The following is a 13,152-nucleotide window of genomic DNA, read 5'->3' on the forward strand; positions in this document are numbered from 1 at the left end:
GGTTGGACGGTCTCAGGAGCCGGTGCGTGCCATGGGCGTACGGCCGTTCAGGCGGGCCTGCGCGGCGATCAGGTGGCCGACCAGGGCGTCGCCGAAGCCCAGGTTGCGGGCCTCGACCAGCGCGCGCCGTACCGCATGGCCGAGACCGCCGGTCAGGGGCACCGCATCGGTCATGCGGGTGTAGTAGCCGAGGTCCTTGGCGGCATTGGCGATGCCGAAGCGCATGCCGTCGAGATTACCGTCCTTGGCGGCCCCGGCGACCATCTGGAAGATCCCGCTGTTGGCCCCGCCGGCGGATATCACTTCGAACAGGCGGTCCAGGGGCACGCCGACCGCCGAACAGGCCTCGAACGCCTCGGCGATCAGCGATGCCTGGCCCATGGCCAGGAAGTTGTTGACCAGCTTGAGCTTGTGACCGGCGCCAATCGGTCCGATGTGGAAGATGTTCTCGCAGAACGCCTCCAGCACCGGCCGGATCGCGGCAAAGGTCTCCGGCTCGGCGCCGACCATGGTGTTGAGGCGCCCGGCTTCGGCCTCGACCGGGGTGCGGGCCAGCGGAGCGTCGACGAAATGGCCGCCGGCGGCGATGACCGCGGCGGCAACCCGTTCGGTGGAACTCGGCTCGCTGGTCGAGCAGTCGATCAGCGTGAGCCCGCTTTGACCGGCCGACAGCAGGCCGTCAGTCCCCATCACAATACGTTCGACCTGCGGCGAACCTGGAACGCACAGGATCACCACCTCCGAAGCCTCGGCGACGGCGCGCAGCGTGTCGACGACGGTGGCACCCTCGCGGGACAGGCGATCGGCGCCGGTGCGGTCGCGGTGCGCCGTGACGGCGAGCGTAAAGCCGTTGCGCAGCAGGTTGCTGCCCATGCCCTGACCCATCATGCCAAGACCGATGAGCCCGACCGTCGGCTTTCGCGCATCCGTCATCCACAGGCTCCTTCAACGAAATTGAATAAAATTTCTATCTCGATTAATAGAAAGAAAATTCACTTTACATGTCAATACTGAAAATTCAACATCATTGCCGAACTGGAATTTCCGTTCGATTCGAGTTGCATGGAGTGGGGCGGTCTCCTATACGCGCCCGGTCGCAACCGAGGAGTGGCTCATGGCGTCAGACGCTGCAGCCGTACCGGCGTCGTTCGATAGCCTTCGTCATCAGGTGCAGGCCCGCTACGACGGGTTGAGCCCGCATCTGCAGCGGCTGGCCCGGCTGGCGCTCGAGGATCCGAACAGCTTTGCGCTGGAAACCGTGACCCGGCTTGCCCAGGTTGCAGAGGTCCAGCCGTCGACACTCATCCGGTTCGCCAAGGAATTCGGCTATTCCGGCTTCTCCGACATGCAGAAGGTGTTCAAGCTGCGCCTGATCGAGGGCGCGCCGGCCTATCGCGAGCAGATCTACGAGCACCGCCGGCGCCTGGAGGCGACCGCCGAATCCGATCCGATGGCGATCCTGGAGGAGTTTACCGACGCCTCGATCATGTGCCTGGAGCGTCTGAAGGACACCGTGTCGCCGGAGTCGCTGGCCAAGGCGATCGAGATGATGGCGACGGCCGAGCACATCTATGTCATCGGCCAGCGCCGGGCGTTTCCGATCGCCGCTTATCTGGCCTACGGCCTGGCCCGGCTGGAGCATCGCACCCAGTTGCTGGATTTCGTCGGCGGGATGGTGCCGCAGCAGGCCGCGACCCTGCGGCCGACCGACCTGCTGATCGCCGTGGCATTCGCGGAGTACACCCCGGCGGTGGTCGAGGTGGTGCGGGACGTCCACATCCGAAACATTCCCACCCTGACCATCACCGACGTGCCGACCAGCCCGCTGGCCCAGCATGGGACCGTCTATTTCTGTGTCGACGATGCCGACATTCACCGGTTCCGGCCGATCTCCGGCTCGATGAGCCTTGCGCAATCGCTGATCATCGGCCTCAGCTACTACAAGGATGCCCGCAAGGAGGGCAGCACGCCGCGATCCTGACGGCGTGTCCGGCCTGTTGGCTCACACCGGAAGGACGCCGCGATGCTCGAAGAGACCCTGGACATTCAGACCGGCGACGGCGCGATGGAGACCTTCATCTGCCGGCCGGATCGCGATGGTCCGTTCCGGGCGGTGTTCTTCCTGATGGACGCTCCCGGCATCCGGGAGGAACTGCGCGACATGGCGCGCCGCCTGGCGACCGTCGGCTACTTCGTGCTTCTGCCGAATCTTTACTACCGCGCCGGCCGCGACACGCTGTACGGCCCGGACGTGCTGACCGCCGGCAGTCCGGATCACACCCGCATGCGGGCGGTGCGCACCAAGATGACGATTCCGCCGGTCATGGACGACGTGGCGGCCATGCTGGCCTTCGTCGATGCCCGTGACGACGTTCGTCCGGGACAGGTCGGCTGCCACGGCTACTGCATGAGCGGCCCTTACGCGCTGGCGGCGGCGGCACGATACCCGGACCGGGTGGCGGCGGCCGCGTCATTCTACGGAACCTGGCTGGTCAGCGAAGCGGTCGAAAGCCCGCACCTGACCCTCGGCCAGGCTAAGGGTGAGTTGTACATCGCCTGCGCCGAACACGACGAACTGGCGCCGCTGCCGATGGTCGACGAACTGCGCGGGCTGTTCGACGCGTCGGGTGCGCGTGGCGAGTTGGAGATCTACCCCGGCGTCCATCATGGCTTCGGTTTCCCGCAACGCCCGGTGTACGACAAGCTGGCTGCCGAACGTCACTGGCAGCGGCTTCTGGCGCTGTACCGTCGCAACTTGTGATGCCCGGCCTCGGGGTGCACCGATGGGCGTTAACCAATTCTCAATATGGCACGGATACCGTCATCAAACCCGCCCATGCGACCGACCGGGTGCGATAATTACGTAATATTTTATGTAATTTGAATCTGATAATCGGTTCGAACTGCCATCTGCGAAGAAGGGTATGTCCTGTGAGCATGGTCAAGTGGATCGACATCACCTCGCCGACCCTGCGCAATGTCCATCAGATCTGGTGTGAGATGCGCGGCGATGCACTGATTCCACATCTGAAATCGTACAATACGTTCCTGCCGGTCGCGCACAACGATGACACCATATGCGCAATCTTTCCGGCGCAGAGCGGGTCGCCGGCGTTCCGCAGCGTGGGCGTGAATCTGGTCTACTACTTTCCGGACGTGTCCGATGGCTTGCCGTTCGCACAGATCAAATCGATCATTGCGCGCACCGCGCTGACCGTGCCGTTTCACGAGGTCTGCAGCAACCGCCAACCGGACTGCCGCCGTGCCAAGGTCGGCGGGGGGCTGAACGGACGGAGCTATGAGCAGTTGCTCATGCCGTTCGGCGACGATCACCTGAGGGTGTGCCTGGTGCACGCCCTCTTCGAATTCTCGGCGGGGCAGTGAAGGGATCCGGCAATGAAATGCCCTGAATTTCCGGTTGGTGAGCCCTTTCGGGTCCAGGCGCTGGAAGCGCTGTCGCTTCTCGACTCCGCTCCGGAGACCGACTTCGACAACCTGGTCGAGCTGGGTCGCAGCCTGTTTCGGGTCCCGATCTGCCTGGTCTCGCTGGTGGACAAGGATCGCCAGTGGTTCAAGGCACGGGCCGGCCTCGATGCCACCGAGACGCCACGCGACATCTCGTTCTGCGGGCACGCGATCCTGGATCGCGAGGTGCTGGTCGTTCTGGACGCCACCAAGGACGAGCGCTTTCACGACAATCCACTGGTGGTCGGAGGCCCGGAGATCCGATTCTACGCCGGCGCGCCGATTTCCCTGCCGAACGGCTACAACATCGGCACGGTCTGCATCATTTCCCCCGAGGTCCGCGAGTCGTTCACCGAGGTGGAAGCCCGGCAACTGGCAGGTCTGGCCGGTGTCGCGGTCAGCGCCATCAGCGTCCGGGCAATGCGGCGCGAGATGGACCGGGAGCGCAGCGAGAAGGAACGCTTGCTTCGGGCACTGGAGAGCGTCGAGCAGCCGGTGGCATTGCTTGGCGAGGACGGCGGCATCCGATACGTCAACGCGGCGTTCTCGGCGATCTGCCGCGACTACCCGATGCCGGGCGCACCGGTCTTCGGCCTGACCTCGCTGACGGCGGACGACCTCGACGACAGCCGTTTCGAGACGTCCGACAGCTACGCCACGGTCCTGACATCGGGTGCCGTAAAGCAGAACGTCACACTGCACCGGGATCTTGACGGATTCATTCTCGTCGGCTGGGGTGCGCCGAACCGGCACTCTTAGCCGGGCTGCGCTGTGCCCGCCTTAGTGGGGCGTGACCAGCTTGAGTCCCACGATGCCGACGATGATCAACGTGATGCAGGCCAGCCGCAGCAGGTCGGCGGACTCCTGGAACAGCACCATGCCGAGAATCGCGGTTCCAACGGTCCCGATCCCGGTCCAGACCGCGTAGGCGGTGCCAATCGGCAGGGTGCGGACTGCCAAGCCCAGCAGAATGACGCTGATGGTCATCGACGCCGCCGTGGCCACGGTCGGCCACAGCCGGGTGAACCCCTCGGTGTATTTCAGGCCGATCGCCCAGCCGATCTCGAACACGCCGGCGACGACGAGGGTGAGCCACGCCATGATCCATCTCCGCAATGGGGATGGGGTCGTCCCCATCGATCGAGCAGGAAAGCCGCCGGGTCGTCCCGCGCCTGCCGGTATGTAGCACCGGCGTCTTGGAACTCAAGCTCGCCGCCGGCTACAGGGCGCGGGCGGTTTGGTGCCCGACAGCGAAGCCCAACAGGAACTCCCTGACGCCGCGCCGCAGGTTGGCGAGATTGTAGCCGCCTTCCTGCATGATCACGGTGCGGTGCCCGCCGCGCCCGATGGCGTCGCCGATTCGGCGCATCCCGTCCCCTGTTACGAAGAAATGCCCGGTCGGATCGCCTTTCATGATGTCGACCCCAAGGCTCACGATCAGGTAGTCCGGCTTGAAGGCTTCGATGCGGCGAAGGGCACGCGCCAGCACCGTCAGATACCCGGCGTCGTCGACGCCCGGCCGGATCGGATAGTTGCGGTTGAAACCCTCACCGGGGCCGCGCCCGCGTTCGTCGTCGAAACCGGCGAAGAACGGATAGGTCTCTTCCGGGTGGCCGTGGATCGAGACGGTCAGGACGTCGCTGCGTTCGTAGAAGATGTCCTGCATTCCATTGCCGTGGTGGTGATCGACGTCGAGGATCGCGACCTTCTTGCCCGAAGCCGACAGGTAGTGGGCGGCAACGGCGGCGTTGTTGAAGTAGCAGAAACCACCGAACGCCCGCCGTTCGGCATGGTGGCCGGGCGGACGGACGACCACATAGCACCAGGGGGCGGACCCGCTGCGAACCAGCTTGGCACCGCTCAACGCCGCATCGACCGCCCGGCGGGCCGCCGGGTAGACGGCGTTGGTCAGCGGGGTCGAGGTGTCGATGCAGAAGTACCCTGCGCGCATCTCGAAGTTGCGGGGCAGCCGGTCGGGAAAGCGGATCGGAAAGATCTCGGGATAGACGATCCGCTTGTCCGGCAGGCGTTCGGCGGTCTCCTTCAGAAACTTGACCATCCGCCGATCGTGCACGGCCAGGATGTGTTCGCGGCCCCAATGCTCCGGCTTGTGCTCCGACACCGGCAAACCTTCGAGCGCCCGGCGGACCGCAGCAACGCGCGAAGGCCGCTCGTAGTAGCCCTTGAACGGCGAGTGCTCGATGGTCGGCGACTCGCCCGACGTGACCACGATGTCGATCGGGCGGTGCAGCGTGGGCGGCTTCTTCGGCGAGGTCATGTAGCGAGGCGCGCGCACCCGCACCGGGTCGTCGGCGATCGACTTCAGAAGGCCGGAAACCAGCGGATCGGCAGCGTCGAGCCCGTTCTTGGCCAGCATGATCCGCTCGACCACCGACCGCAGGTACTTGCGGGACATGGGGTTCTCGTTGCCCATGGCGTCGCACAGCAGCATGTTGCCGTCGCCGAGGTTCGACGGCGTGGCGGTGCGCTCGTATGCAGTTCCGATGACCGGGCGGGCGCCGAGCCGCTCGTAGAAGGCCAGGCGGCGACGGCTCTCCGGCAGCAATTCGTCGTGTACCAGCGGCCCGGGCTCGTCCGGCAGTGAATCGAGAAAGAACCGCCGCGCCCCGCGCTTGCGCTGGTCGTCGCGGGTCATCTCGTAGATCGCGCCGCCGATCCCGCGGGCCGATCGGGCCGGGTCGCTCGCGATGTAGTCAAGGTAGGCGGCCTTCAGGTCAGCGAAGTAGAACGACACCGAGAACCCCAGGATCTTGTTGGCCCGGGTCGCGGCGAGCAACACGGCCTCGCACCGCGGCGGGTTCTCACCGGTGGCATAGCGGGTGATCTTCTCGACGTAGGGCTCGTTGAACGGGAAGGCCTTCAAGAACACCGATTTTACGCCGTTCAGGTGGGCTTCGAAGCTGGGATCCGCTCCGGCCATCACCCGCACGAACTTCAGCATCGCTCCGATCCCCGCCCTGGCTTGAGCCGTAACACTACAGCGATCCGGCCATTGCCGCTCGCGCTATCGAAGCGGCCCGCCGTTCCTGATGACGCTCAGCCTTCGTAGCACGGTGGGTTGAGCCACGGGCTGGTCGCCGGCCGGTGGTCCTTGTACGCCACGCTGACCAGGTTGATGCCACGCCGCTTCACCTGGACGGCGGTGAAGCCGGCATCCTTGAGCGCACGGTGCAGCGACTGGACCGTGAACCCGTTGCGATGCGCCATCTCGACATGCCCGCCCTCGATTGACGGTGCGTGCCCGTAGATCACGTCAAACGGGTAGATCGGCCCGCTGTCGGACATGTACAGCGGCTCGTCGGAGCGGCCCTGGGCGATCGCCTCGACCGCGTTCTGGATGTCTGGCACGTATACTGCCGCCATTCCGCCGGGCTTCAGGATCCGCAGGAACTCGGACAGCGCCTTCTTGAGTTCGTGCGGGAACAGGTGCTCAAGATTGTGGCTGGAGAACACCGCGTCGAACTGGTCGTTCGGCACCATCGGCATGTCGGTCATCGAGGCGACGATGTCGGGCCGGAGGCCGGGCACGATGTCCAGCGTGGTCTCCTGCCAGTGCGCCGCCGGAAACAGCGGCTGCCCGAGCGCCGACTTGCGCCCGCACCCGACGTGGAGGAGCTGTTTCATCGCGACGTTGTCCATACGGCAAACACGGCAGGCCTTATGGCACGAGGCATGAGCCGGCAAAAGCCCCGCGAGGGGTGGCTATCGTGGCTTGGACGGTATCGGCGAATGGTGGGCGCGACTGGGATTGAACCAGTGACCTTTCCGGTGTGAACGGAATGCTCTCCCGCTGAGCTACGCGCCCGCCCAGGGAGCCCGGTTTCTACGGTCGAGGGCCCGTGTTGTCAACGATCGATCCGGCGTCGAGGCCGAGAAGCTTGAGCAGCGCATCCAGCCGGTCGATGCGGGCGTCGGTATCGATCTGGTCGAGTGGCGTTCGGGCGTAGCCATAGGTGACCAGGACAGCGCCGGTACCGGCGGCGCGGGCGACCGCGGCGTCGTGTTCGTTGTCCCCGACCATCACCGCCCGGTCCGGTGAGACGCCAAGCAGCTCCAGAGTGCCCAGCAGGTGCCCGGCGTCCGGCTTGCGGACCGGGAACCGGTCGCCGCCGGCGGCTGCATCGATGCGACCGGCAAGCCCCAGGACCTGCAGGACGGCACCGGTCGCGGCCTGCGGCTTGTTGGTGCACACCCCGATCCGCAGCCCGGCGGCCCGCAACTGATCGAGGGTTTCGATCACGGATGGGTAGACGGTGGTCGCGACGGTGGCGTCGGCTTCGTAGTGGGCGATGAAGCGGCTGGTCAGCAGATCGAGTTGCTCGGACTGGGCGGCGGGACCGGTCTCGGCCATCGCCCGCTGCACCAGAACCCGCGCGCCGTCGCCGATGAAGCGTCGGACCTCGGCCATTGACAGCGCCCGCCGGTCTTCCTCGGCGAGCAGCCGGTTGGCGGCGCGGCCAAGGTCGTCGGCGCTGTCGATCAGGGTGCCGTCCAGGTCGAACACGACGGCGTCCACCGGACGGCCGGCGAAACGGGCAGGCGAGGGCATGGGGGTGACTCCGGGGAAGGCGGGGCAGGGCGACCACTCTTGCCGACCGACGGGATCCTACGCAACCGCTTGCGCGTCACGTTCCGTCGTAATTCGTGACTTCGCGCTCATCGGGTGGCATGGCATCGTCGGGTAACCGTTGAGACCGCCAGGAGAATCCCGCGATGACCGATCGCCTCGCCGCTGTTGTGCTGGCTGCCGGCAAGGGCACGCGCATGAAGTCCGACCTGCCCAAGGTGCTGCACCGTATTGCCGGCAAGCCGATGATCGAGTGGGTGCTGGATACGGTTGGAACCCTTGGCGCCGAGCCGGTGGTGGTCGTGACGGCCCCGGATCAGGATGCGGTTCGGGCCGCGATCTCCGGTCGGGCGACCACCGCCATCCAGGAGCAGGCGCTGGGTACCGCCGATGCCGTCAAGCCGGCGCGCGAGGCACTGGCCTCGATCGCGGCCGATGGCGGTACCGTTCTGGTGCTGTACGGCGACACCCCGATGATGACCCCGGCGACGCTCGCCCGCATGGTCGAGGCCCGGAACGGCAAGGAGAATCCGGCGGTCGTGGTGCTCGGCTTCGAGCCGGACGATCCGGCGCTGTACGGCCGACTGGTGCTCGGCGCCGATCACAGCCTGGAGAGGATCGTCGAAGCGCGGGACGCTGGACCGGTTGAGCGTGAGATCGGACTGTGCAACGGCGGCGTCATGGCAATCGACGCCAGCGTGCTGTTCGAGATGCTGGACGCCATCGGCAACGCCAACGCCAAGAGCGAGTTCTACCTGACCGACATCGTCGGCATAGCGCGGGCAGCCGGTCGGCGCTGCGCGGTGGTGATCTGCGACACTGTCGAGACCATGGGCGTGGACTCCCGTGTCGGCCTGGCGGCCGCCGAGGCGGCAATGCAGGCGCGTCTGCGGGTCGCCGCCATGGACAACGGCACCACCCTGACCGCGCCGGAGACCGTGTTCCTGTGCCACGACACCAGCCTCGGCCGGGACGTCACCGTGCACCCCCACGTGGTGTTCGGCGCCGGGGTCAGCGTCGAGGATGGCGCCGAAATCCGCAGCTTCAGCCACCTGGAGGGCGCGCGTGTCGCTTCCGGGGCGATCGTGGGGCCGTACGCCCGTCTGCGTCCGGGGGCCGACATCGGGGCCGGCGCCCATATCGGCAACTTCGTCGAGATCAAGAACGCGGTGATCGAACCGGGCGCCAAGGCCAATCACCTCACCTATGTCGGCGACGCCCGGGTTGGAGCGAAGGCCAATCTCGGAGCCGGTACGATCACCTGCAACTACGATGGCTTCGCCAAGCATCACACTGACATCGGCGCCGGTGCCTTTATCGGCTCCAACACCGCGCTGGTGGCACCGGTCACGGTCGGCGAAGGCGCGATCGTCGGGGCCGGGTCGGTGGTGACCCGGGACGTGCCGGTTGATGCACTGGCGGTGGTGCGTGGGGCCGAGAAGATCGTTCCGGGCGGAGCTGCGCGGTTCAGGGCCAGCCGTGCCAAGTCGGGGAAAGGCTGAGCCATGTGCGGGATTGTTGGCGCGCTGACCGGCCGGATGGCCGCCCCGCTGATGCTCGACGCGCTGAGGAGGCTGGAGTACCGCGGCTATGACTCCGCCGGCTTGGCGACCATCCACGACGGCGTGCTGCAACGTCGGAGGGCAGCAGGCAAACTCTCCGGACTTGACGCCGTGCTGGCGGCCGATCCGTTGCCGGGCACCTCTGGTCTTGGGCACACCCGCTGGGCCACGCACGGTCCGCCGACGGTGGAGAACGCCCATCCGCATATCGCAGGACAGGTTGCGGTCGTGCACAACGGGATCATCGAGAACCACGCCGAACTGAAGGCCGAGTTGACGGCCGATGGCGTTGCGTTCACCAGCGACACCGACACCGAGGTCGTGGCCCACCTGCTGGACCGGGCTATCCGCAGCGGGCAGACCCCGCAGGCGGCGATGGCGGCGCTGATGCCCCGGCTGACCGGCGCCTTCGCGTTCGTGGTGCTGGTGGCGGGCGAGGACGATCTCCTGCTGGCGGCACGCCGGGCATCGCCGCTGGCCATCGGGCTCGGCGACGGAGAGGCGTTCGTCGGCTCCGACGCGGTCGCGTTGGCACCGCTGACCCGACGGATCGTTTACCTGGAAGACGGCGACTGGGCGGTGCTGCGCCGCTCCGGCGTTCAGGTGTTCCGAGACGCCGGGGTGCTGGTGGAGCGACGCGAGCAGATCTCCACCGTCAGCGCCGCCATGGTCGGCAAGGGCAACTACCGGCACTTCATGGAGAAAGAGATCCATGAGCAGCCGGAAGCCATCGCCCACACCCTGAACGCGGTGCTGGATCCAGGCACCGGCCGGGCGACGATACCGTATCCGCTCGATGCACCGGATATTCCGAAGATCACGATCGTCGCCGCCGGCACCAGCTACTACGCGGGCCTGGCGGCGCGCTATTGGTTCGAGTCGCTGGCCGGGATAGCCACCGAGGTCGAATTGGCGAGCGAGTTCCGCGACCGCGATGTGGTGCTGCCCGAGCGCGGCGTGACCATCGCCGTCACCCAGTCGGGCGAGAGCCTGGACACGTTGATGGCGGTGCGCCAGGCCAAGGCCCTGGGCCAGAAGATCCTGGCGATTGTGAACGTGCCGGAAAGCACCATTGCCCGGGAATCCGACGGTGTGCTGTTGACCAGGGCCGGACCGGAGTTCGGGGTGGCGTCCACCAAGGCGACGGCGGCACAGCTTACCGCGTTCTGCGCGCTGGCCATTGCGCTCGGCCGGGCCAACGGCCGGCTTTCCGAGGAACGGGCGACGGCATTGCGCGACGCTCTGGCCGGGCTGCCGAGCCGGGTCGGTGAGGCGCTGCGCCATGAGGCGCGGTATGTGCGGATTGCGCACGACCTGGCCCGGGCCCGCGACGTGCTGTATCTCGGCCGGGGCCTGTCCTATCCGCTGGCGCTGGAAGGCGCGCTGAAGCTGAAGGAGATCACCTATGTCCACGCCGAGGGGTATGCTGCCGGCGAGATGAAGCACGGGCCGATCGCGTTGATCGACGAGAACGTGCCGGTGGTGATCGTGGCGCCGACCGACCGTTGGTTCGAGAAGACCGCTTCTAACGTGTCGGAGGTACGCGCGCGCGGCGGCCGGGTGATCCTGCTGACCGACGCCGCCGGGGCGGAGCGGTTGGGTGAGAGCGACGACCATGTGGTGGTGCTGCCGACCGTGGATCCGGTAGTGGCGCCGATCCTCTACCTCGTTCCGGTGCAGCTGCTCGCCTACTACGCGGCGGTCGAGAAGGGAACCGACGCCGATCAGCCGCGCAACCTGGCCAAGAGCGTGACGGTGGAATGACCGGTACCGGCGATGACGCGGCAGCGCTGTTCGAGCGCTATCGGACCCCGCCGCCGCCCGATACCACGGACAGCGATCGTGCCCTGGCCGAGGCGGCCGAGCGGGGCCGGATCGCAGCGGTGCCGGACGCCGTGGAGGTGGCAACCTATCTCTGGCGGCCGGACGGAGGCTCCACCCGCCCGCCGGTCCTCCTGGTCCATGGCTGGGGGTCGCGTGCCACCCATCTCGGTGCCATCGTCAAGACACTGAACCGGGCGGGGCGAAGCTGTTTGGCCTTCGACGCGCCGGCGCACGGCGACAGTCCAGGTGCCGTGACCAGCATGCCACAGGTGATCCGCTGCATGCGCGCGGTGGCGGCAGCGCACGGGCCGGTCGACACGGTGGTCGGGCACTCGTTCGGCGGCATGGCGGCGGGCCTAGCGTTCGCCGACCGTCCGGAGCCCGGTGAGGTGCTGACTACCGGAGCCCTGGCGCTGATCGCCGCACCGAGCACGATCGACAGCATGACGAACCGGTTCCTGCTGGCCGAGGGGTTGCCGCTCGAGCGCAAGGACGCACTGCACCAGGTTCTGACGACCGACTTCGGCTACCACGCTGCCGATTTCGATCTGGTTCGGGTCGCCGACCGGCTGCCGTCCCGATTGCTGATCGCCCACGACCGGGGCGATCCCGAGGTGCCGGTCGCCGATGCCGAGCGGCTGGCGGCAGCGCGGCCCGACGCCGAGTTCATCCGCACCGATCGGTTCGGCCATCTGCGCATCCTGTTCGCCCGTCCCGTTCTGGCGGCGCTGGCCCGGTTGGTTCGTTCCTGACGGGCCGGAGTGTCGTTCCATGCGGCCGGATACCAGTGCCCATGGACGGGAAACCCACTGCACACCATCTTCGGCAAACAGGATCCGATGCAGGCTTGGAGGGTCAGGCGATGCGGTTCGCGGTTGTCGTGCTGGTGGTTGGAACGCTGATATCGATCGCGCAGGGGCCGGCGATGGCTTCCCGACTCGACGAGGCGACGGTCGCGGTTGATGCAACCCTGGACCGGCTGAAGGTCGACCGGTCGCGGATCAGGTCAATCTACCTGGCGCCCGACGACCATCCCAATGACGGTCCGGTGCCGAGCTACACCGGTTGGATCGCGTTCAACGACTGCCGCGGCAACCTGGTCGTCGATCTGAGCGCGACCGCCTCGGTCCGGGCGCTCTACACCACCGGCGCCTGCACGGTGCCGGGCGTCGACTGAATTGCCGGATCGCAGGCCATGTGATGCTGGTCGCGATAAACCCCACCGTATTTCAGCGCCCTTGGAACCGTCCCGACGATAACGAAACCCAGCGATTCGTAGAGCCGAACGGCGGGCGTGTTCTCCGTCAGGACGTTCAGGTCGACGGCCTCCGACCGGGTGAACGCCTCGGCGAGAGTTGCAGAGACCAAGGCTCGGCCGACGCCGGTGCCGCGCAGGCCATCCCGCACATAGACCCCCCACAGGTAGGCACGGTGCCGTGTGTTGGCACCGCCGGGCAGCACCCAGCCCGACATGCCGGCGGTGTCGCCAGCAACACAGGCGGTGAAGACGCCTAATTCTGAGGACTCCAGCCGCCCGCGCCACCATTCCTCCGGCTGGTCGATCTCCTGGTGCAGGCCGGTGCCGTAGACTTCCGGCGCCCGTTCCAGCGATTCCAACCGTATGGCCCGGAACGCGGCCCAGTCCTGAGGCGTGAGCTTGACAATCTCCGGGCGCATCGCGGGTCGACCCCTGCTGACAGTCATGACGGTCTG

General features: G+C 66.8%; 14 protein-coding genes and 1 tRNA gene. 8 read left to right on the forward strand and 7 right to left on the reverse strand.

Annotation, left to right across the window (positions count from 1 at the left end; genetic code table 11):
- Positions 1 to 12 precede the first annotated feature (12 nt).
- Positions 13 to 933, reverse strand: coding sequence for an NAD(P)-dependent oxidoreductase (locus tag RIC54_RS13970; RefSeq protein WP_350088311.1), 921 nt, complete (start codon positions 931 to 933; stop codon positions 13 to 15).
- A 181-nt stretch (positions 934 to 1,114) separates the two neighbouring features.
- On the opposite strand from RIC54_RS13970, the gene RIC54_RS13975 reads away from it, so the two are divergent.
- The 4 genes from RIC54_RS13975 to RIC54_RS13990 all read left to right on the forward strand — a co-directional run bounded on the left by RIC54_RS13975 (position 1,115) and on the right by RIC54_RS13990 (position 4,224).
- A complete protein-coding gene (locus tag RIC54_RS13975; protein ID WP_350088308.1) occupies positions 1,115 to 1,981 on the forward strand; it encodes a MurR/RpiR family transcriptional regulator in 867 nt (288 codons plus the stop codon).
- 42 nt (positions 1,982 to 2,023) lie between these two features.
- On the forward strand, positions 2,024 to 2,761 hold the full coding sequence (locus tag RIC54_RS13980; protein ID WP_350088305.1) for a dienelactone hydrolase family protein: 738 nt from the start codon (positions 2,024 to 2,026) through the stop codon (positions 2,759 to 2,761).
- A 170-nt stretch (positions 2,762 to 2,931) separates the two neighbouring features.
- Positions 2,932 to 3,384 carry a hypothetical protein gene (locus RIC54_RS13985; RefSeq protein ID WP_350088302.1) on the forward strand — a complete coding sequence of 151 codons (453 nt, stop codon included), beginning with the start codon at positions 2,932 to 2,934 and terminating at the stop codon, positions 3,382 to 3,384.
- A 12-nt stretch (positions 3,385 to 3,396) separates the two neighbouring features.
- Positions 3,397 to 4,224, forward strand: coding sequence for a GAF domain-containing protein (locus tag RIC54_RS13990; RefSeq protein WP_350088299.1), 828 nt, complete (start codon positions 3,397 to 3,399; stop codon positions 4,222 to 4,224).
- Positions 4,225 to 4,245: 21 nt separating this feature from the next.
- Here the strand turns inward: RIC54_RS13990 and sugE are convergent, their stop codons facing one another.
- The 5 genes from sugE to gph all read right to left on the reverse strand — a co-directional run bounded on the left by sugE (position 4,246) and on the right by gph (position 8,035).
- Positions 4,246 to 4,566: a quaternary ammonium compound efflux SMR transporter SugE gene (sugE, locus tag RIC54_RS13995; RefSeq protein WP_350088297.1), complete on the reverse strand. Its 321-nt coding sequence runs from the start codon at positions 4,564 to 4,566 to the stop codon at positions 4,246 to 4,248.
- Positions 4,567 to 4,684: 118 nt separating this feature from the next.
- A complete protein-coding gene (locus RIC54_RS14000; RefSeq protein WP_350088294.1) occupies positions 4,685 to 6,427 on the reverse strand; it encodes a hypothetical protein in 1,743 nt (580 codons plus the stop codon).
- A 95-nt stretch (positions 6,428 to 6,522) separates the two neighbouring features.
- A complete protein-coding gene (locus tag RIC54_RS14005) occupies positions 6,523 to 7,110 on the reverse strand; it encodes a class I SAM-dependent methyltransferase (RefSeq protein WP_350088291.1) in 588 nt (195 codons plus the stop codon).
- A 106-nt stretch (positions 7,111 to 7,216) separates the two neighbouring features.
- Positions 7,217 to 7,291: transfer RNA gene (locus RIC54_RS14010), tRNA-Val, on the reverse strand.
- An 18-nt stretch (positions 7,292 to 7,309) separates the two neighbouring features.
- Positions 7,310 to 8,035 carry a phosphoglycolate phosphatase gene (gene gph, locus RIC54_RS14015; RefSeq protein ID WP_350088288.1) on the reverse strand — a complete coding sequence of 242 codons (726 nt, stop codon included), beginning with the start codon at positions 8,033 to 8,035 and terminating at the stop codon, positions 7,310 to 7,312.
- 164 nt (positions 8,036 to 8,199) lie between these two features.
- Here gph and glmU point away from each other — a divergent pair, with 164 nt between their 5' ends.
- The 4 genes from glmU (at position 8,200) to RIC54_RS14035 (ending at position 12,616) form a co-directional block, all read left to right on the forward strand.
- Positions 8,200 to 9,555, forward strand: coding sequence for a bifunctional UDP-N-acetylglucosamine diphosphorylase/glucosamine-1-phosphate N-acetyltransferase GlmU (gene glmU / locus RIC54_RS14020; protein ID WP_350088285.1), 1,356 nt, complete (start codon positions 8,200 to 8,202; stop codon positions 9,553 to 9,555).
- 3 nt (positions 9,556 to 9,558) lie between these two features.
- Positions 9,559 to 11,379 carry a glutamine--fructose-6-phosphate transaminase (isomerizing) gene (gene glmS / locus RIC54_RS14025; protein ID WP_350088282.1) on the forward strand — a complete coding sequence of 607 codons (1,821 nt, stop codon included), beginning with the start codon at positions 9,559 to 9,561 and terminating at the stop codon, positions 11,377 to 11,379.
- Positions 11,376 to 12,191, forward strand: coding sequence for an alpha/beta hydrolase (locus RIC54_RS14030; RefSeq protein WP_350088279.1), 816 nt, complete (start codon positions 11,376 to 11,378; stop codon positions 12,189 to 12,191). The genes glmS and RIC54_RS14030 overlap by 4 nt, the downstream gene beginning before the upstream one ends.
- Before the next feature lie 110 nt (positions 12,192 to 12,301).
- On the forward strand, positions 12,302 to 12,616 hold the full coding sequence (locus RIC54_RS14035) for a hypothetical protein (protein ID WP_350088276.1): 315 nt from the start codon (positions 12,302 to 12,304) through the stop codon (positions 12,614 to 12,616).
- Here the strand turns inward: RIC54_RS14035 and RIC54_RS14040 are convergent.
- Positions 12,577 to 13,116, reverse strand: coding sequence for a GNAT family N-acetyltransferase (locus RIC54_RS14040; RefSeq protein WP_350088273.1), 540 nt, complete (start codon positions 13,114 to 13,116; stop codon positions 12,577 to 12,579). The genes RIC54_RS14035 and RIC54_RS14040 overlap by 40 nt on opposite strands.
- Between the last annotated feature and the right edge of the window lie 36 nt (positions 13,117 to 13,152).

The organism is Thalassobaculum sp. (genome assembly GCF_040219215.1).
Lineage (GTDB): Bacteria > Pseudomonadota > Alphaproteobacteria > Thalassobaculales > Thalassobaculaceae > Thalassobaculum_A.